Annotated in this window: 19 protein-coding genes; 14 read left to right on the top strand and 5 right to left on the bottom strand. The window is 65.4% G+C overall.

All coding sequences use genetic code 11. The features are described from left to right. The first annotated feature begins 105 nt into the window (after nucleotides 1-105). The 5 genes from petA (at nucleotide 106) to TEP_RS12475 (ending at nucleotide 4,037) form a co-directional block, all read left to right on the top strand. Nucleotides 106-726, top strand: a complete 621-nt coding sequence (petA, locus tag TEP_RS12495; RefSeq protein WP_025875286.1) for a ubiquinol-cytochrome c reductase iron-sulfur subunit — start codon at nucleotides 106-108, stop codon at nucleotides 724-726. Beyond that, on the top strand, nucleotides 726-1,985 hold the full coding sequence (locus tag TEP_RS12490; RefSeq protein ID WP_132825477.1) for a cytochrome bc complex cytochrome b subunit: 1,260 nt from the start codon (nucleotides 726-728) through the stop codon (nucleotides 1,983-1,985). The genes petA and TEP_RS12490 overlap by 1 nt, the downstream gene beginning before the upstream one ends. Continuing rightward, nucleotides 1,978-2,727: a cytochrome c1 gene (locus tag TEP_RS12485; protein WP_025875282.1), complete on the top strand. Its 750-nt coding sequence runs from the start codon at nucleotides 1,978-1,980 to the stop codon at nucleotides 2,725-2,727. The genes TEP_RS12490 and TEP_RS12485 overlap by 8 nt, the downstream gene beginning before the upstream one ends. Before the next feature lie 134 nt (nucleotides 2,728-2,861). Next, on the top strand, nucleotides 2,862-3,497 hold the full coding sequence (locus TEP_RS12480) for a glutathione S-transferase N-terminal domain-containing protein (RefSeq protein WP_049466972.1): 636 nt from the start codon (nucleotides 2,862-2,864) through the stop codon (nucleotides 3,495-3,497). An 84-nt stretch (nucleotides 3,498-3,581) separates the two neighbouring features. After that, nucleotides 3,582-4,037 carry a ClpXP protease specificity-enhancing factor gene (locus TEP_RS12475; RefSeq protein ID WP_100436050.1) on the top strand — a complete coding sequence of 152 codons (456 nt, stop codon included), beginning with the start codon at nucleotides 3,582-3,584 and terminating at the stop codon, nucleotides 4,035-4,037. A 38-nt stretch (nucleotides 4,038-4,075) separates the two neighbouring features. Here the strand turns inward: TEP_RS12475 and TEP_RS12470 are convergent, their stop codons facing one another. From TEP_RS12470 to TEP_RS12455, 4 genes are all read right to left on the bottom strand, one after another. Next, on the bottom strand, nucleotides 4,076-4,426 hold the full coding sequence (locus TEP_RS12470; protein ID WP_099820025.1) for a DUF3301 domain-containing protein: 351 nt from the start codon (nucleotides 4,424-4,426) through the stop codon (nucleotides 4,076-4,078). Nucleotides 4,427-4,495: 69 nt separating this feature from the next. Then, nucleotides 4,496-5,476, bottom strand: coding sequence for a DUF2272 domain-containing protein (locus TEP_RS12465; RefSeq protein WP_132825476.1), 981 nt, complete (start codon nucleotides 5,474-5,476; stop codon nucleotides 4,496-4,498). Nucleotides 5,477-5,588: 112 nt separating this feature from the next. Next, nucleotides 5,589-6,440, bottom strand: coding sequence for a carboxylating nicotinate-nucleotide diphosphorylase (gene nadC / locus TEP_RS12460; protein ID WP_032975701.1), 852 nt, complete (start codon nucleotides 6,438-6,440; stop codon nucleotides 5,589-5,591). Next, complete coding sequence (locus TEP_RS12455) at nucleotides 6,437-6,706, bottom strand: Trm112 family protein (RefSeq protein WP_132825475.1); 270 nt, start codon at nucleotides 6,704-6,706, stop codon at nucleotides 6,437-6,439. The genes nadC and TEP_RS12455 overlap by 4 nt, the downstream gene beginning before the upstream one ends. Nucleotides 6,707-6,764: 58 nt before the next feature. On the opposite strand from TEP_RS12455, the gene purE reads away from it, so the two are divergent. Both purE and TEP_RS12445 read left to right on the top strand, forming a co-directional pair. Then, nucleotides 6,765-7,268, top strand: a complete 504-nt coding sequence (gene purE / locus TEP_RS12450; RefSeq protein ID WP_132825474.1) for a 5-(carboxyamino)imidazole ribonucleotide mutase — start codon at nucleotides 6,765-6,767, stop codon at nucleotides 7,266-7,268. After that, nucleotides 7,265-8,413: a 5-(carboxyamino)imidazole ribonucleotide synthase gene (locus TEP_RS12445; protein WP_132825473.1), complete on the top strand. Its 1,149-nt coding sequence runs from the start codon at nucleotides 7,265-7,267 to the stop codon at nucleotides 8,411-8,413. Before purE ends, TEP_RS12445 begins: the two co-directional genes overlap by 4 nt. Before the next feature lie 145 nt (nucleotides 8,414-8,558). Here the strand turns inward: TEP_RS12445 and TEP_RS12440 are convergent, their stop codons facing one another. Then, nucleotides 8,559-9,137, bottom strand: coding sequence for a superoxide dismutase (locus tag TEP_RS12440; RefSeq protein ID WP_132825472.1), 579 nt, complete (start codon nucleotides 9,135-9,137; stop codon nucleotides 8,559-8,561). Nucleotides 9,138-9,256: 119 nt separating this feature from the next. Here TEP_RS12440 and grxD point away from each other — a divergent pair, with 119 nt between their 5' ends. The 7 genes from grxD to TEP_RS19940 all read left to right on the top strand — a co-directional run. Beyond that, nucleotides 9,257-9,577, top strand: a complete 321-nt coding sequence (gene grxD, locus TEP_RS12435) for a Grx4 family monothiol glutaredoxin (protein WP_025875264.1) — start codon at nucleotides 9,257-9,259, stop codon at nucleotides 9,575-9,577. Further along, a complete protein-coding gene (locus TEP_RS12430) occupies nucleotides 9,574-10,371 on the top strand; it encodes an SDR family NAD(P)-dependent oxidoreductase (RefSeq protein WP_132825471.1) in 798 nt (265 codons plus the stop codon). The genes grxD and TEP_RS12430 overlap by 4 nt, the downstream gene beginning before the upstream one ends. Nucleotides 10,372-10,579: 208 nt before the next feature. Next, nucleotides 10,580-13,783 (top strand): carboxypeptidase regulatory-like domain-containing protein, encoded by a 3,204-nt coding sequence (locus TEP_RS12425; RefSeq protein ID WP_240790699.1) that lies wholly within the window; start codon nucleotides 10,580-10,582, stop codon nucleotides 13,781-13,783. Nucleotides 13,784-14,034: 251 nt separating this feature from the next. Continuing rightward, the gene (gene ppnN, locus TEP_RS12420; protein WP_025875258.1) at nucleotides 14,035-15,423 is read left to right on the top strand and encodes a nucleotide 5'-monophosphate nucleosidase PpnN; all 1,389 of its coding nucleotides are present in this window, start codon (nucleotides 14,035-14,037) and stop codon (nucleotides 15,421-15,423) included. Between the two features lie 173 nt (nucleotides 15,424-15,596). Continuing rightward, nucleotides 15,597-16,115: a Tfp pilus assembly protein FimT/FimU gene (locus tag TEP_RS12415; protein ID WP_132825470.1), complete on the top strand. Its 519-nt coding sequence runs from the start codon at nucleotides 15,597-15,599 to the stop codon at nucleotides 16,113-16,115. Further along, nucleotides 16,112-16,582 carry a type IV pilus modification protein PilV gene (pilV, locus tag TEP_RS12410; RefSeq protein ID WP_132825469.1) on the top strand — a complete coding sequence of 157 codons (471 nt, stop codon included), beginning with the start codon at nucleotides 16,112-16,114 and terminating at the stop codon, nucleotides 16,580-16,582. Before TEP_RS12415 ends, pilV begins: the two co-directional genes overlap by 4 nt. 26 nt (nucleotides 16,583-16,608) lie before the next feature. Then, nucleotides 16,609-17,039, top strand: a 431-nt coding sequence (locus tag TEP_RS19940) for a prepilin-type N-terminal cleavage/methylation domain-containing protein (RefSeq protein WP_132826528.1), incomplete at its 3' end; no start/stop codon positions are given.

The raw sequence follows: 17,039 nt of genomic DNA, 5'->3' as shown, positions 1-17,039 counted from the left end.
GGCGCGCGACGGTTCCGCTACACTCGACCGAGATTCAATGCGGCTCTGGCCCCCACCGGAACCGCTGGCAGCCTTAAAGCTACCTAATCAATATCGGAGTGCCGGATGGCCAACGATGGGGTACACGATCCAGTCAACACCGGACGTCGGCGTTTTCTTACTGCCACCACAGCCGTGGTGGGCGCCGTCGGCGTCGGATTCACCGCAGTTCCTTTCATAAAATCCTGGAACCCCAGTGCCCGCGCCAAGCTTGCCGGCGCACCGGTGGTGGCCGATATCAGCGCCCTGCAGGAAGGCCAACGCCTGATCGTGGAGTGGCGTGGCCAGCCGATCTGGATCGTCAAACGGTCCAAGGCGATCCTTGACGCGCTGCATGGGCTGGATGGCCGCTTGAAGGACCCCGAGTCCGGCGAGAAGGACCAGCAGCCGGAATACGTGCTCAAGCAGAACCCGGAGCTGCGTTCGATCAAGCCCGAGATCTCGGTGCTGGTCGGTCTCTGCACGCACCTGGGCTGTTCGCCGGAAATGGTCGGTGAAATCCGCCCCGAGCCCTACGATCCGCAATGGAAGGGCGGCTATTTCTGCCCCTGCCACAAGTCGCGCTTCGACATGTCCGGCCGCGTCTTCAAGGACGTGCCCGCACCCATCAACCTGAAGGTGCCCGCGCACCACTACCAGGACGACAACACCATCATCATCGGTGTCGATCCGCAGGGGGCTGCCTGATGTCCAACATCCTCAGCCGTACCGCTACCGGCGTGGCCGACTGGGTCAATGCCCGCGCGCCGGGGTTGATGCCGATCTACCGCAAGCACGTCAGCGAATACTACGCGCCGAAGAACTTCAACATCTGGTACTACTTCGGCTCGCTGGCGCTGCTGGTGCTGGTCAACCAGATCGTCACCGGCATCTTCCTGACCATGCACTACAAGACGAATGCCGCCGAAGCATTCGCCTCCATCGAGTACATCATGCGTGACGTGGAGTGGGGCTGGCTGATCCGCTACATGCACTCCACCGGTGCCTCGCTGTTCTTCATCGTGGTCTACCTGCACATGTTCCGCGGGCTGCTGTACGGCAGCTACCAGAAGCCACGCGAACTGGTGTGGATCCTGGGCATGCTGATCTATCTGGTGCTGATGGCCGAAGCCTTCATGGGCTACGTGCTGCCGTGGGGCCAGATGTCGTTCTGGGGCGCCAAGGTGATCATCTCGCTGTTCGGCGCCATTCCGGTGATCGGCAACGGCCTGACCGAATGGATCATGGGCGATTACCTGCCCAGCGACGCCACGCTCAACCGGTTCTTCGCGCTGCATGTGATCGCGCTGCCGCTGGTCCTGCTGCTGCTGGTGGTGCTGCACCTGGGCGCGCTGCATGAAGTGGGATCGAACAATCCCGATGGCGTGGAGATCAAGAAGGGCCCGAAGGGCAACCGCTGGTCACCGAACGCGCCGACCGACGGCATTCCGTTCCATCCCTACTACACGCTCAAGGATGGCGTCGGCGCGGGCTTCCTGCTGATCATCGCCGCCTTCATCATCTTCTTCGCACCGGCCTTCGGTGGCCTGTTCCTGGAACACGACAACTTCACCGAAGCCAATCGCCTGGTCACCCCCGAGCACATCAAGCCGGTCTGGTACTACACGCCGTACTACGCGATGTTGCGGGTGGTGCCGAACAAGCTGGGTGGCGTGATCGTGATGTTCTCGGCCATCGCCATCCTGTTCCTGGTGCCCTGGCTGGACCGGGCCAAGGTCAAGTCCTACCGTTACCGCGGCGTGCTCTCGCGGGTGCTGCTGGGGGTGTTTGCAGTGTGCTTCGTCTGGCTCGGCGTGATCGGCTCCGGCCCGGGCACCGATGCACACGAGACGTATGTCGGGCGGGTGCTGACCTTCCTGTACTTCGCCTTCTTCATCACCATGCCGATATGGACAAGGCTGGACAAGACCAAGCCGGTACCGGAAAGGGTGACCACGCATGACTGAGCGCTGGATGGTCCGGCTGGCCCTGGCGGCCGCCCTGATGCTGGGCAGTACCCTGGCCATGGCCGCCGAGGGCGGCACCAAGCTGCTGCAGGCTGGCAACGATCTGGGTGACCGGGCGTCGCTGCAGCGTGGCGCCCAGCTGTACATGAACTACTGCAGTGGCTGTCATGCACTGAAGTACCTGCGCTATTCGCGGATGGGCGAGGACCTGGGGCTGAGCGAGGAAGAGGTGATGAACAACCTCAACTTCACCGGCTCGGCGATCGGCGATCCGGTGCCCGTGGCGATGCCCAAGGAGCAGGCCGAAAAGTGGTTCGGCAAGATGCCGCCGGACCTGAGCCTGATTTCCCGGGTGCGCGGCAGCGACTGGATCTACACCTACCTGAAGTCGTTCTACCTGGACAGCAGCCGCCCGCTCGGCTGGAACAATGCGCTGTTTGCCAACGCATCCATGCCCAATCCGTTGTGGGAGATGCAGGGCCTGCAGCATGCGGTGCATGGCAAGGCCGAAGCGGCGGGCATGGACCCGCCGGTGACGGGCCTGCGCATCGAAAGCCCGGGTTCGGTCGATGCGGCGCAGTACGACCAGGCCGTTCGCGACATCACCAACTTCCTTGAATATGCCGGCGAGCCGGCCGCGCTGAAGCGGCAGCAGCTCGGTGTCTGGGTGATCCTGTTCCTGGCCCTGCTGACCTTCCTGGTGTACCTGTTGAAGAAGGAATACTGGAAGGACGTGCACTGATCCAGGGCCAGCCATCGCAATGGGCCTATTGGCTTTTGTGATGGTCGGTTGCACACTCGGGGAGGAGTCGACCGTCAGCACGGTGCTGACGGCGCCGATGCGGCAGGCGGTCTCCTGTCGTAGGAGAGCCTTTGATGGCGGCGAGCGTACGCATGCGCAATACACTGACGCTGTTTTCCTCGAACGACGATGTACTGTGCCACCGTGTGCGCCTGGTGCTGGCGGCCAAGGGCGTGAGTTTCGACTTCGTACCGGTCGATCCACAGAACCCGCCGGAAGACCTGATCGATCTCAATCCGTACCACTCGGTGCCGACCCTGGTCGAGCGCGAGCTGGTGCTGTATGCCGCGTCGGTGGTCAGCGAGTATCTGGACGAGCGCTATCCGCATCCGCCGCTGATGCCGGTCGATCCGCTGTCGCGCGCGCGGATCCGCCTGGCCATGCTGCGTATCGAACACGACTGGGTGCCGCAGGTGCAGGCGATCCAGCTGGGCAACAAGACCCAGGCCGAGGCAGGGCGAAAGCGGCTGAAGGAACTGTTGACGGCCTCGCTGCCGTTGTTCAAGGCGAGCAAGTTCTTCCTCAACCCGGAAATGAGCCTGGCCGACTGCGCGATGGCGCCGATCATCTGGCGCCTGCAGTCGCTGGATGTACCGCTGCCGAAGGACGGCAAGGCGATCGAGGACTACGGCAACCGGATCTTCCGCCACCCCGGTTTCGTCCGCAGCCTGACCGAGCAGGAAAAGAAGCTGCGCGATCTGCCGGGCTGATCCGCCACCCGCTTTCCCGTCTGCACGCCGACCGGCGTGCAGACGATCCGCCCCGGCCGGGGCGTCGGGCGCTACACTTCACGCATGACCGAAGACTTCTTCCACATGACCAGCCACCGACCGTACCTGTTGCGGGCACTGGTGGAATGGATCAATGACAACCAGCTGACGCCGCACATCCTGGTCGACGCCGGCGTTCCCGGCGTGCAGGTTCCGCCTTCAGCCATCAAGGATGGCCGGGTGGTGCTCAACATCGCCGAACGCGCGGTGGTACGGCTGGTGATCGACAACGAGTCGGTGAGCTTCTCGGCGCGCTTCTCCGGCACCAGCTATCCGGTGCAGGTGCCGATCAGCGCCGTACTGGCGGTATATGCCCGCGAAACCGGGCAGGGCATGGCCCTGCCGGATGACATTCCCGGTGGCGAGCCGGCGCCGGCCAGTGATGAGCTGCTGCACGACGATGAGCAGGCGCCGCCGGACGACACGCCGCCCGCTGGTCCGCCGCCCAAGGGCCGTCCGACCCTGCGCGTGGTCAAGTAATGGTGGGGGCCGACCGTTGGTCGGCCCACCCTCAGGCCCTACACATCCTCGGCATCTTCGTTGTCCGCACGGATCTGGCTGATCCGCGCCGCGCCCGGGCCGGTGAAGGAAACCAGCTGATCGCCGCGCAGTACCATGCGGCCGACATGGCGATCGATGCCGTCGTAGGAATACTCGAATTTGAAGGTGCGTTCGAAGCCGAGCCGTCCGTCTTCCCCGCGCGACAGGCGCAGGCCCGTGGCGTGCACCGCCTGGTCCAGCCACTGCACATCGGCGGCACGGCAGGCGTTGCGGCCCAGCTCGATCGCACGTTCGGCGGCCGAACGTGCTGCGTTCCAGAAGAAGTAGACGATACCGCCGGCAATCAGCAGGAACAGCAGGGTGGGCATGGCATCAGCCGTCAGGTGTCGATCCGCCAAAGATGGCGACGAATGGCGACCGGATCAAGCGGCATCTGCTCAGCGATTGCTGCCAGGCTCTGTTGCCGGCTGCGGCGGCACCGGTGACGGTGCAGCGGGAATCACTGTTGGAAGCGGTGCGACCCGCGGCGCAGTGGCATTCAACTGCAGCAGCGCCGCCCAATCCTGCCGGTTGAAGCTGCATTCGTCCTCACGGCCCGGTGTGCAGGTCGGGTCGATGCCGGTGGTGTCGCGCTCGCGCGGCGGCGGCAGCTTGATCGTGCCGGTGCGATCCAGTTGCAGCAGGCGCATTGCCACGGTGTTCATGACATTGCCGCCCACCAGGTAGAGCGTCTGGTCGCCACCGAGGTTGGCCGCCACCACCACTTCGCAATGCGACTTCCAATGGCCGACCGAGCCGTTGCCCAGCGCCTGCACCAATCCGCTGTAACTGAGCGTGCTGCTGCGGTCGCGCAGGAAGCACAGCAGATCGCCAGGCGCAGGCTTGGCGGTGGCCGGGTCCACAAGGCGGTAGGGCACGCCGGAAGGGCCTGCCTGGTAGGCGGCGCGGATGTAGTCGATATGGCGTGGGGAAGTATTGAAGCCGGGTACGCCGGCGCGCACCATCACCCAGGAAATGAAGGCCGCCGACCAAGGATTGTCGATCAGGAAGGCGCGGCAATCGCTGTCGGTGTAACGCGTGCCCAGCGGCCCCAGGCAGCTGCTGGCGCCGGGCTGGCTGCCCAGCGCGTTGAGCGTGCCGCTTTCGCGCCAGTAGCTGATGACCCGTTGCCAGGCGATCAGGCCGTTGTCGGCCAGATGATCGCCTTCGGCCTCGGTGACACTGAGGCTGGCGGCGCGGCCGTCACGGTCGATGAAGGGGCGATACCAGAGCCGATGCTCGTTGCAGGTGGTGTTGCGGATGGCGACCGCCAATGGGCTCAGGCCGAAACGCGGTGGTACATCGCAGGCTTCGACAGCGGCGGCCGAGAAAGGCGTCGCGGCCAGCAGCAGGCAGGCAGGCAAGAGCATCCGGCGCATGCGCGGCTCCTGTGGGGGATGGCCGCAGCGTCGCAGCGCCGTTGTGAACGCCGGGTGTGAGAACGGTAGTGCCGGCCGTTGGCCGGCAACATCACGATCCGCGAATCCACCCTCAACCCGGTGGCGGACCCAGTTTCAGCGACAGGTCGATTGCCTGTACGTGTTTGGTCAGGCCGCCGATGGAAATGCAGTCCACCCCATCTTCGGCGATCGAGCGCAGGCCGCCGAGGCCGACGCTGCCGGACACCTCCAGTGGAATGCGGCCTTCGGTGATGCGCACCGCTTCGCGCCGCAGTTCCGGGCTGAAGTCGTCCAGGAGGATGCGTTCACAGCCGGCTTCCAGCGCCTGCCGCAGCTGTTCCAGGTCCTCGACCTCGACCACCAGCGGCAGCTGTGGCCATTGCTGGCGGGCGGCCGACACAGCGGCAGCCAGTGAACCGGCCGCGCGGATGTGGTTCTCCTTCAGCATCACCGTGTCGTACAGGCCGAAGCGGTGGTTGTCGCCGCCGCCGCACCGCACCGCGTATTTCTGGGCCAGGCGCAGGCCGGGCAGGGTCTTGCGGGTATCAAGGATGCGCGTACCTGTGCCTTCCACCGCAGCCACGTAGCGGGCCGTGGTGGTGGCGGTGCCGGACAGGGTCTGCAGGAAATTCAGCGAGGTGCGTTCGGCGCTTACCAGGCTGCGGCTGCGCCCATGCAGCAGGGCCAGCACGGTGCCGGCGCTGACGCTGTCGCCTTCGGCCACCCGCCACTCGATCTGCACATCCGCATCGAGTGCGCGATGGGTGGCATCGAACCACGCGCGGCCCGCGATCACCGCATCCTGCTTGCACAGCAGGTAGGCGCTGTCGGGCTGGTCGGGCAGCAGGGCGGCGGTGACGTCACCGCTGCCCAGGTCCTCGGCCAACGCGCGGGCGACATCGGCCGCGACGACGGCTGGATCCGGCGTCGGCAGCGCGCTCATGCGGACGGGAAGTCGGCGATCTGTGCGGTCGGGATGGCTTCTTCGGCCAGCAGCACCGGGATGCCGTCGTCGACGCGGAACACCTGCTTGCGGTCGCGGGTGACCAGGGCTTCGCGCAGCGGCTGCGCCAGCGGGTTGCCATCGGCGCGGTTGACGGAACCGGCGGCGATTGCCCGGTTGAGGGCTTCCAGGCCCTTGCCATCCAGCAGGGACAGGGGCTGGCGGGTGTCGGGCGACACCAGCAGGTCAAGCAGCTTGCGATCCATGGTTCTTCGTCTTGCGTGGAAGATGGCTAGAATACGTCTTTAAGGCAGGTGACGGCCAATGACCCCCAACCCGATCGCGCCGCTTGTCGGCATCGTCATGGGTTCCCGCTCCGACTGGGAAACCATGCAGCACGCCGCCCAGAAGCTTGAAGCTCTGGGTGTTCCGTTCGAAGTGAAGGTGGTGTCCGCCCATCGGACGCCGGATGTGTTGTTCAGTTATGCCGAACAGGCGGCTGCGCGCGGGCTGCGCGCGATCATTGCCGGCGCCGGCGGTGCCGCGCATCTGCCGGGTATGATCGCGGCCAAGACCGCGGTGCCGGTGCTGGGCGTGCCGGTGCAGTCCAAGGCCCTCAACGGCATGGATTCGCTGCTGTCGATCGTGCAGATGCCGGCCGGCATCCCGGTCGCCACCTTCGCCATCGGCAATGCCGGCGCGTCCAATGCCGCGCTGTTCGCCGCCGCGATGCTGGCCAGCGACCAGCCGGCCATCGGCCAGGCGCTGGACAGCTTCCGCGCGCGCCAGACCGAAGACGTGATGGCCCACGACGATCCGCGCCAATGAGCCTGACCGTCGGCATCCTCGGCGGCGGCCAGCTCGCCCGCATGATGGTCCTGGCCGGTGCGCCGCTGGGACTGCGCTTCGAACTGTATGATCCGGCGGCCGACGCCTGCAGTGGCCCGCTGGCACCGCTCACCGTGGGTGCCTTCGATGATCGCCAGGCACTGGCGGACTTCGCCGCCAGAGTCGATGTGATCACCTTCGATTTCGAGAACGTGCCGGCGGATAGCGCGCAATGGCTGGCCGACCGTGTGCCGGTCTACCCGCCGCCGTCGGCGCTGGCGGTGGCCCAGGACCGGTTGAGCGAGAAGACCCTGTTCCAGCAGCTGGGCATTCCGCTGCCGGCCTTCGCCGATATCCGCAGCCGCGACGAGCTGGCTGCCAAGGCCGCCGAATTCGGCCTGCCGTGCATCCTCAAGACCCGCCGTCTGGGCTACGACGGCAAGGGTCAGTTCCGCCTGCGCAGCGAAGCGGACATCGATGCGGCATGGGATGCGTTGGGTGCCCAGGTCGAGCGCACAGGGCTGATCCTCGAGGGCTTTGTCGCTTTCCAGCGCGAGGTCAGCGTGGTTGCCGTGCGCGGCCGCGATGGCAGCTTCCAGGCCTGGCCGGTCACCGGCAACTGGCATGTCGACGGCGTGCTGTCGGCCAGCGTGGCACCTGCGGTGCTGTCCGCTGCCGAGCACGAAGCAGCGATCGGCTACGCCCGTCGTGTTGCCGAGCACCTGCAGTACGTGGGTGTGTTCGCGCTGGAACTGTTCTGCCGCGACGGTGAACTGCTGGCCAACGAGATGGCCCCGCGCGTGCACAACTCCGGTCACTGGACGATCGAAGGCAGCGAGACGTCCCAGTTCGAGAACCACCTGCGTGCGGTGCTCGGCCTGCCGCTGGGCAGTACCCGCATGCTCGGCCATGCCTGCATGCTGAACTGGCTGGGGGCGATGCCCGATCCGACGCCGGTGCTGCAGCAGGCCAGTGGCCATTGGCACGATTACGGCAAGGAATCGCGAGACGGGCGCAAGGTGGGTCACGCCACCCTGCGCGATGATGATGCCGATGCGCTGGCCGATGCGCTGGAACAGGTAGGCCTGGAGCTCGACCGCCAGGCCCAGGTGGCCCCCGCGGTGCACGCGCTGCGTAACGGTTGACCAAGGTGATGCCGGCCGCTGGCCGGCAACGCCCACCAAGGTGGGCATCTACCAGAGCAGGGCCCACCAAGGTGGGCATCCACCACGACGCGCCGTGATGCCGGGAGCGCCGGCCATGCCCGGAGAATGCGGATGCCCGTCGATCTCAGCGCAGCTGGCTCTCGGCGAATTCCCAGTTCACCAGTTGCCAGAATGCTTCCAGATAGCGTGCACGATCATTCTGGTAGTCGGTGTAGTACGCGTGTTCCCAGACATCGCAGCAGAGCAGCGGCGTGCTGTCGCCGGTCAGCGGCGTACCCGCATTGCGGGTGGCCTGCAGGCCGAGCTGCCCGCCGGGGTGCTGCACCAGCCACACCCAGCCGGAGCCGAACAGGCCCAGCGCGGTTCGATTGAACTCTTCGCGCAGACGCTGGCCGTCGCCGAACTGGCGCTTGACCAGTTCGCCCAGGCGGCCCTGCGGCTCGCCGCCGCCGCGCGGGCGCAGGCATTGCCAGTAGAAGCCGTGGTTCCACGCCTGGGCGGCGGCATCGAACAGCGCGCCCTGGGCGTGGCGGACAATGTCCTCCAGTGTGGATTCCTCCCATTCGCTGCCGACAATGGCGGCATTGACCGCCTCGATGTAGGCGCGATGGTGGCGGCCGTGATGCAGTTCCACGGTCTGTGCCGACAGGTGCGGCTGCAGGGACGAGGGCAGGTAGGGCAGGGCGGGCAGTTCGACGGGCATGGACAGGTTCGTGGCCAGGGGGCGGCGGCAGCCGGTACCATCGGCTTACAATGGCAGCTACCGTGGGCAGTCTAGCCGACCATCGCGGTTGGTTCGTCCGGCGAAGCAAGGAGTGAGGTGTGGCGGTAATGCAGCAAATCCAGGCCGAGGTGGATCGTTACCCGCTCGTGCTGTTCATGAAGGGCACCCCGCAATACCCCATGTGCGGCTATTCCAGCCGCGCCGTGCAGGCGCTGATGGCCGCAGGCGCCGTCGCACTGCGCACGGTCAATGTGCTGGAAGAGCCGGAGATCCGCGCCAATCTGCCGCGCTTCTCCAATCTGCCCACCTTCCCGCAGCTGTTCATCAACGGTGAGTTGATCGGCGGCTGCGACATCGTCATGGAACTGTTCGAAGCCGGCGAGCTCAAGCGCATCGTCGAAGAGGCCGCGCAGGGATGAGCGCCTGGCCATCGACGTCACCGGCACACGGGGCGCTCGATGGCCGCCCGTTGCAGGACCGTGTGGTGCTCATTGCCGGTGCGGGTGGCGGGCTCGGCAGCGCTGCCGCTGTTGCGGCCGCTGAGGCGGGGGCGACCGTGGTCCTGCTGGGGCGCAAGCCACGAAGGCTGAACCGGGTCTACGCTCAGGTGCAGGCGGTCGGGCCGGAGCCCCTGCTGTACCCGTTGGACCTGGAAGGTGCCGGTCCCGACGATTATGCCGAACTGGCCCAGGCGGTGGCGCAGGAGCTGGGGCGCCTTGATGGCCTGCTGGTCTGTGCAGCGCATTTTCCCGGCCTGACCCCGTTCGAGCTCGCCGACCCCGCCAGCTTTGCCCGCGCCGTGCACGTCACCCTGACCGCTCCGGCCTGGCTGGCCCAGGCCTGCCTGCCGTTGCTGCGCCAGCGTGAAGATGCGGCGCTGGTGTTCACCGTCGATGCCCCCGAACGGGTAGGGCAGGCATATTGGGGCGGCTACGGTGCCGCCCAGCACGGCCTGCGCGGGCTGATCGGCAGCCTGCATGACGAGCTGGCCCGCAGCCCGGTGCGGGTCAGTGGCCTGTATCCCGGCCCCTTGCGTACCGCCCTGCGGGCGCGGGCCTATTCGATCGACCAGGATCCGGCCGCATGCGGCCCCGAGGCCGCCGCTGCAGCGGCCGTGACCCTGTTGTCCGCCGCTGGGCTGGCATGGCGTGGACAGGTGCTCGATGCGGGCAATCCGCCATCGGCGGGTGAAGGCGTTCGTAAAGCGGAATGAAGGTTCCGTCACGATAGCGTTGCGATCCGGTGCCGTTTGTCGCACAACCGTCACATTCAGGGCGTAGCGTGTTAATCTAGTGTTAACCGTTGCGGCAGCTGCCGTTCACGGTAGGGAACCCCAGATAAATGTCCAGTCAGCCACCCGCAAGGCTGCTTGGATGCGCTTTTTTCCGCCATCGCCCAACTCGCATCGAGGCTACCGAAAAATGACCCACCCACTCCGGATGTCCAAGCTCACCCTTGGTCTCGTGGCTGCGCTCGCCGCCGCTCCCGCCTTCGCCCAGAGCACCTCTGCCGGTGTCGGCGGCCAGGTCGTGTCCCGCGCCGGCCAGCCCGTCGCCGGTGCTGAAGTCACCATCACCCACACCGAGTCGGGCACCGTTTCGCGTGCCACGACCGATGCGGCGGGTCGTTACAACGCGCGCGGCCTGCGCGTGGGTGGTCCGTACTCGATCACCATCACCAAGCCGGGTGAAGGCACCAAGACCGAAGATGGCGTCTACCTGGGCGTGAACCAGACCGGCACCATCAACGCCACCCTGGCCGGCGACCTCGCCGCGACCAACCTGGACACCGTGCAGGTCACCGCTGTCGGCGGCGGCTCGGAAGTGTTCAGCGCCACCAAGATGGGTTCGGGCACCAACATCAGCCAGCAGCAGATCGAAGTTGCGCCGTCCATCGGCGGCAACATCCAGGATCTGATGCGTCTGGATCCGCGCGTGACCTTCATCGATCGCGCCTCGGGCTCGATCTCGGCCGGCGGCCAGAACCCGCGCTTCAACTCGATTAACATCGACGGCGTCTCGGCCAGCGACACCTTCGGCCTGGAAGGCAACAACATGCCGACCCGCCGCCAGCCGGTCGCCATGGAAGCCATCGAAGCGCTGGACATCAACTTGTCCAACTACGACGTCAGCATCGCTGCCGCCGCCGGTGCCACCGTCAACGCGGTGACCAAGTCGGGCACCAATGAATTCCACGGTTCGGTGTACGGCACCTACCGTGATGGCGACTGGTTCGGTGACAACCCGGAAGGTCAGCCGTTCAAGGGCTTCACCAAGGAAGAAACCTATGGCATGACCCTGGGCGGCCCGATCGTCAAGGACAAGCTGTTCTTCTTCGCCAACTACGAAAAGTTCAAGCAGGCCGCCCCGGGCGCCGACCTGAGCGGCACCGCACTGGGCAAGGCCAACCCGCAGTTCACTCTGGCCGACGTGACCCGCGCGCAGCAGATCGCGCAGGGCTACGGCATCAACGCCGGTGGCCTGGAAAGCAACGGCGACACGGAGATGGAAGAGTACGCGCTGAAGCTGGACTGGAACATCAGCGAAAACCACCGTGCCAACATCCGTTACAGCAAGATCGACCAGAGCAAGCTGCGCATCAACGGCATGACCACCAGCTCTGCCTCGCTGAGCTCGTACTGGTACCAGCATGACAAGACCAACGAGAGCTACGTCGCCCAGCTGTTCAGCGACTGGACCTCGAACTTCTCGACCGAACTGAAGGCCTCGTACCGCGAGTACTCGGCGATCCGCAACGTGTCCACCGACGCGCCGAGCATCCGCATCTTCTTCGGCGGCAGCCAGGCTTCGCCGTCGGGTGACTCGCTGTACTTGGGTACCGAAGTCAACTCGCAGAACAACATCCTGGAAACCAAGGCGTGGAACTACTACGCCGCCGGTACCTGGACCCTGGGCGACCACGACGTCAAGTTCGGTGCGTCGTACGACACCAACGACATCTACAACTACTTCGGCGCCAACTCGTGGGGTGCCTACACCTTCTACGGTCTGGACAACTTCGCCGCTGGCCGTTGGAGCAGCTACAACTACAACCCGGAGCGCACCCCGGGCTCGATTCCGGCTGACTACAAGTTCAGCAACCTGGCCCTGTTCGTGCAGGACACCTGGTATGTCAACAACAACCTGACCCTGACCCTGGGCGTGCGTGGCGATCGTGCTGACACCAGCCCGGCGCCGGCCTACAACGCTGCGGCGTCGACGTTCTTCGGTCGCAACAACAGCGATGTGCTGAGCAACAAGTTCCTGATCCAGCCGCGCTTCGGTTTCAACTACACCTTCGACAGCGAGCGCCCGACCCAGCTGCGCGGTGGCGTGGGCCTGTTCCAGGGTGATGCACCGCAGGTGTGGCTGAGCAACAGCTACTCGGCGACCGGCTTCAACAACTCGGTCTACGCCTACACGCGTAACGACCCGACGCTGCCGTTCAACCCGAACAAGGACAGCCAGCCGGTCCCGACCACCCCGGGCTCGAACCGTCAGAACGTCAACTTCGTCGGCAGCGACTTCAACATGCCGTCGGTGTACAAGGCCAACCTGGCCTTCGACCATGAGACCCCGTGGTACGGCATCGTGGCTTCGGCCGAGCTGCTGGTAACCAAGGTCAAGGACGCGCTGTACTACAAGAACCTGAACCTGGGTCCGGTGCAACAGCTGGGCCCGGACGGCCGTGAGCTCTACTACGCAACGGCGCGCAACGGCAGCCTGTGGAGCAACAGCGACGCCCGTGCCGGGCGTAATGGCGCCTACGACTCGGTGTACGAGATCGCCAACACCGACAAGGGCCGCACTTCGCAGTTCACTGTGTCGTTGAGCAAGCCTTGGTCGGAAGCCAGCGACTGGTCCTGGAACATCGGCTACACCTACACCGACGCCACCGAAGTGGGCTCGCTGACCAGCTCCACCGCCAGCTCGGGTTGGGGTTACCAGTACGCCTTCAACGCCAACAGCGAAACCGAGAACACCTCCCGCTACCAGATCCGTGACCGCCTGTCGGGCTCGCTGAACTGGAAGCACAAGTTCTTCGGCGACTACGAAACCAAGGTCGGTCTGGTGTACGAAGGCCGCAGCGGCCGTCCGTACAGCTACGTGTACGTCAACGATGCCAACGGCGACAGCCGTTCCGCAAACGACCTGTTCTACGTGCCGAATCCGGGCGACGTGCTGTTCGGAAACCTGGTGGGCACCACCTTCACCCCCGATGCGGCAATGGAGAAGTCGTTCTACGAGTGGCTGGCTGCCAACCCGCAGCTGGCCAAGTACGCGGGTAGCTACGCTCCGGCCAACCAGTTCCGTACCGGCTGGATCAACACCTTCGACATCCGCATCAGCCAGCAGCTGCCGGGCTTCATGAAGGGTCACAAGTCGGAAGTGTGGGTGGACATCCAGAACGTCGGCAACATGCTGAACAAGAAGTGGGGCAACATCTACGACTACGGCTTCTTCGCCGATGCGCGTGTGGCCACCCTGCAGGGCATGAAGGACGGCAAGTACGTGTACAACTTCCGCGGTGCTGACCTGCCGGCAGTGGCAAACAACGACGCAGATGGCTTTGACGTCGGTGTCTCGCAGTGGTCGGTGCAGCTGGGCTTCCGCTACCAGTTCTGATGAACTGACGTAGTTGCTGCATACGGAAACGGCCGGGGAAACCCGGCCGTTTTCCGTTCAGGCGAAAGTCCTTGCGGGAGGTGGTGCATCGGCGTAGCATCCAGACACGTGCGCGGCGCAGATGCCGCCGAAGCGGTCCCGGAGCGGCGAACGCGGGACGCACCCATCCAACGGTCGGGCTTCCCGGCCGTTTTGCTTTTTAAGGGGGCGGCAGTACAGTCGGACACCTTAAAGGAAGCAGAAAAGTGGATATGACAACGAATGAAAAGGCAGCGCGGACGCTGCCGGTGCAGGACGCGCGGATCTACCCGCGTGGTGGCCTGGATGTGCTGTCGCGGGCCGAGGTTGCGCGCCTGCGCGACGCCTCCAGTGGTGGCATGCACGAGCTGCTGCGCCGCTGCGCGCTGGCCGTGCTGACCAGTGGCAGTGCCTCCGATGATCCGCGCGCCGCGCGCGATCTTTACCCCGATTTCGATATCCAGGTCGCACAGCAGGATCGCGGCGTGCGCATCGACCTGGCCAATGCGCCGGCGATGGCGTTCGTCGATGGCGAGATCATCCGCGGCGTGGCCGAACTGCTGTTCGCCGTGGTCCGCGACCTGGCCTACATGGCGATCGAGATGGGCCCGGCCTACGCGGCCGAGCTGGAGTCGTCCGAGGGCATCACCAATGCGGTGTTCGGGCTGCTGCGCAATGCGCGCATCCTCAACCCGGGTGACCCGAACCTGGTGGTCTGCTGGGGTGGTCACTCGATCTCACGCGACGAATACCTGTATACCAAGCAGGTCGGTTACGAGCTGGGCCTGCGTGGCCTGGATATCTGCACCGGCTGTGGCCCGGGCGCGATGAAGGGCCCGATGAAGGGCGCCACCATCGCCCACGCCAAGCAGCGCCGGACCGTGACGCGCTACATCGGCCTGACCGAGCCGGGCATCATCGCCGCCGAGTCGCCGAACCCGATCGTCAACCACCTGGTGATCATGCCGGACATCGAGAAGCGCCTTGAGGCCTTCGTCCGCATCGGCCACGGCATCATCGTGTTCGCCGGTGGCGTGGGTACCGCCGAAGAGATCCTGTACCTGCTCGGCATCCTGCTGCGCGAGGAGAACAAGGACCTGCCGTTCCCGCTGATCCTGACCGGCCCGACCGTCGCTGCGCCGTACTTCGAGCAGATCGACCGCTTCATCCGCCTGACCCTGGGCGACGCCGCGGCCGAGCGCTACGAAATCGTCATCGGCGACCCGGTGGCGGTGGCCAAGAAGATGTCGGCCGGCATCAAGCGCGTGCGTGAGCATCGCCTGGCGCAGAAGGATTCATTCTTCTTCAACTGGTCCATCGAGATTCCGTGGGAATACCAGCAGCCGTTCGTGCCGACCCACGAAGCGATGGCGGCGCTGGACCTGCACCACGGGCGTGCGCCGCACGCGCTGGCAGCCGACCTGCGCCGGGCTTTCTCGGGCATCGTTGCCGGCAACGTGAAGGAAGACGGCATGCGCCGCATCGAGGAGTTCGGGCCGTTCCAGATCCATGGCGACCCCGACATGATGCAGGCCCTGGACGCGCTGTTGCGTGCCTTCGTCGAGCAGCGCCGGATGAAGATCTCCGGCGAATACCAGCCCTGCTACCAGGTGCTGGCCTGATCGGCCCGGGGTCGGATCCCATCGGGCTCCGACCCCCGCCACGGGCGGCCGACAGGGCAGGGGTCGTCAAGGCTTTGACGCCCGTCGCCCCGGATTGACCGTTCATCCTGCCGCCGCTTGCCGGTGGCAGGGCGATGGCCCATCGTGGCCACCAACACGCTGGGGAGCGTCCAATGTCTTTGCGTCGGTCCAATGGCTTCACGCTGGTCGAGTTGATGGTCACGATTGCCGTGCTGGCGATCCTGAGCACCATTGCCTATCCAAGCTTCCAGGGCACGATCCGCTCCAATCGCATGGCCACCACCAGCAACGAGTTGATGGCCTCCCTGGCGTTGGCGCGCTCGGAAGCCATCCGTGGGACACACGGCGGCGGTGTATGTGCTTCCACGGCCGGCACCAGTTGCGATGGCAAGACCTGGGCCGACGGCTGGATGGTCTGGAATGATGCCAATGGCAACGGCAGCTTCGATGCCGGTGAGGTCGTGCTGCGCTACGCAGAGGCGCGGACGAAGATGCAGGGCGTCAGCGACCAAGCCCTTACCATAGCCTTCGATCCCCGTGGCCGCAGCCGCGCCGTAACCGCGCAGGACATCACTCTGCGTCCGAGCGACTGCGGCAGCCAACCGCTGCAGCGGCGGTTGACCATTTCGCTTACCGGGCAGACCCGCCTGCAGAAGGAGGCCTGCAAGTGACACGCGCAGCGCATCAACGCCGTCGTTTTTCCGGGCGCACGCAGCAGGGTTTCACCCTGATCGAAGTGCTGATCGCGATCCTCGTGCTGGGCTTCGGCCTGCTGGGCTTCGCGCTGCTGCAGACAATGAACGTCCGCTACGTGCAGAGCGCGAATTTCCGCACCCAAGCCACCAATCTCAGCTACGAACTGCTGGACCAGATCCGTGCCAACCGCGTGGCAGCGCCGCTGTACGTAGGTGATTACACCGCAACAACCACCAAGTGCGCACCACCTACCGGCACGGCCATCGCCAAGGATACCTACATGACCGACTGGCGCTGCCGGCTGGGTAAATCGCTGGGCGCGGAGAGCAAAGCCTCGGTCACCCGCAACGGCAACCTGTATTCGGTTCAGGTCACTTGGGGCGACGAACGCTGGAAGGCAGATGCGGTCGACACCACCTTCACCGCGAGTACCCGCCTGTGAGCCGCGTCAGTCCCTTCCCCCGACGCATGCACGGCCTGTCGCTGATCGAGCTGATGATCTCGCTGGTCATCGGCCTGATTATCCTGTTGGCCGTGGTGCAGGTGTTCTCTGCTTCGCGCACCGCCTATCAACTGTCCGAGGGTCTTGCCCGCGTGCAGGAGAACAGCCGTTTCGCAATGGATACGCTGCAGCGTGAGATCCGCATGGCCGGTCATTTTGGCTGTACCAACGACCAGGCGCATACGATGGAGTTGACGTCCACGCTGCGCTCGACGCTGGATGGCGCTGCCAATCCGGGGCTCGATTTCATGCGTTCCGTCCAGGGCTACGAAGCCACCGGCACCGCCACCACCACGGCCCGCTACGTGGCTGCGGTGGAAGGCACAGGTACGCGCATCCTTGATACCCGCAAGACCCTGCCCGGCCTGCGCCTGGCCCAGAAATACGCGGTGCGGTG

It is taken from the genome of Stenotrophomonas sp. TEPEL (genome assembly GCF_004348785.1).
In the GTDB taxonomy this organism is placed as follows: Bacteria; Pseudomonadota; Gammaproteobacteria; order Xanthomonadales; family Xanthomonadaceae; genus Stenotrophomonas; species Stenotrophomonas indicatrix.
Note: the sequence above shows the minus strand (reverse complement) of the source record. Positions and strands in the feature narration are given on the sequence as shown.

Bases quoted from the DNA above. Each gene is read 5' to 3' on its own strand.
- TEP_RS12475 (WP_100436050.1), top strand. From the start codon at position 3,582: ATGACCGAAGACTTCTTCCACATGACCAGCCACCGACCGTACCTGTTG.
- TEP_RS12430 (WP_132825471.1), top strand. From the start codon at position 9,574: ATGAGCGCCTGGCCATCGACGTCACCGGCACACGGGGCGCTCGATGGC.
- nadC (WP_032975701.1), bottom strand. From the start codon at position 6,440: ATGAGCGCGCTGCCGACGCCGGATCCAGCCGTCGTCGCGGCCGATGTC.
- TEP_RS12415 (WP_132825470.1), top strand. From the start codon at position 15,597: ATGTCTTTGCGTCGGTCCAATGGCTTCACGCTGGTCGAGTTGATGGTC.
- TEP_RS12440 (WP_132825472.1), bottom strand. From the start codon at position 9,137: ATGCCCGTCGAACTGCCCGCCCTGCCCTACCTGCCCTCGTCCCTGCAG.
- TEP_RS12445 (WP_132825473.1), top strand. From the start codon at position 7,265: ATGAGCCTGACCGTCGGCATCCTCGGCGGCGGCCAGCTCGCCCGCATG.
- TEP_RS12470 (WP_099820025.1), bottom strand. From the start codon at position 4,426: ATGCCCACCCTGCTGTTCCTGCTGATTGCCGGCGGTATCGTCTACTTC.
- purE (WP_132825474.1), top strand. From the start codon at position 6,765: ATGACCCCCAACCCGATCGCGCCGCTTGTCGGCATCGTCATGGGTTCC.
- TEP_RS12465 (WP_132825476.1), bottom strand. From the start codon at position 5,476: ATGCGCCGGATGCTCTTGCCTGCCTGCCTGCTGCTGGCCGCGACGCCT.
- petA (WP_025875286.1), top strand. From the start codon at position 106: ATGGCCAACGATGGGGTACACGATCCAGTCAACACCGGACGTCGGCGT.
- TEP_RS12425 (WP_240790699.1), top strand. From the start codon at position 10,580: ATGACCCACCCACTCCGGATGTCCAAGCTCACCCTTGGTCTCGTGGCT.
- TEP_RS12455 (WP_132825475.1), bottom strand. From the start codon at position 6,706: ATGGATCGCAAGCTGCTTGACCTGCTGGTGTCGCCCGACACCCGCCAG.
- TEP_RS12480 (WP_049466972.1), top strand. From the start codon at position 2,862: ATGGCGGCGAGCGTACGCATGCGCAATACACTGACGCTGTTTTCCTCG.
- ppnN (WP_025875258.1), top strand. From the start codon at position 14,035: ATGACAACGAATGAAAAGGCAGCGCGGACGCTGCCGGTGCAGGACGCG.
- TEP_RS12485 (WP_025875282.1), top strand. From the start codon at position 1,978: ATGACTGAGCGCTGGATGGTCCGGCTGGCCCTGGCGGCCGCCCTGATG.
- TEP_RS12490 (WP_132825477.1), top strand. From the start codon at position 726: ATGTCCAACATCCTCAGCCGTACCGCTACCGGCGTGGCCGACTGGGTC.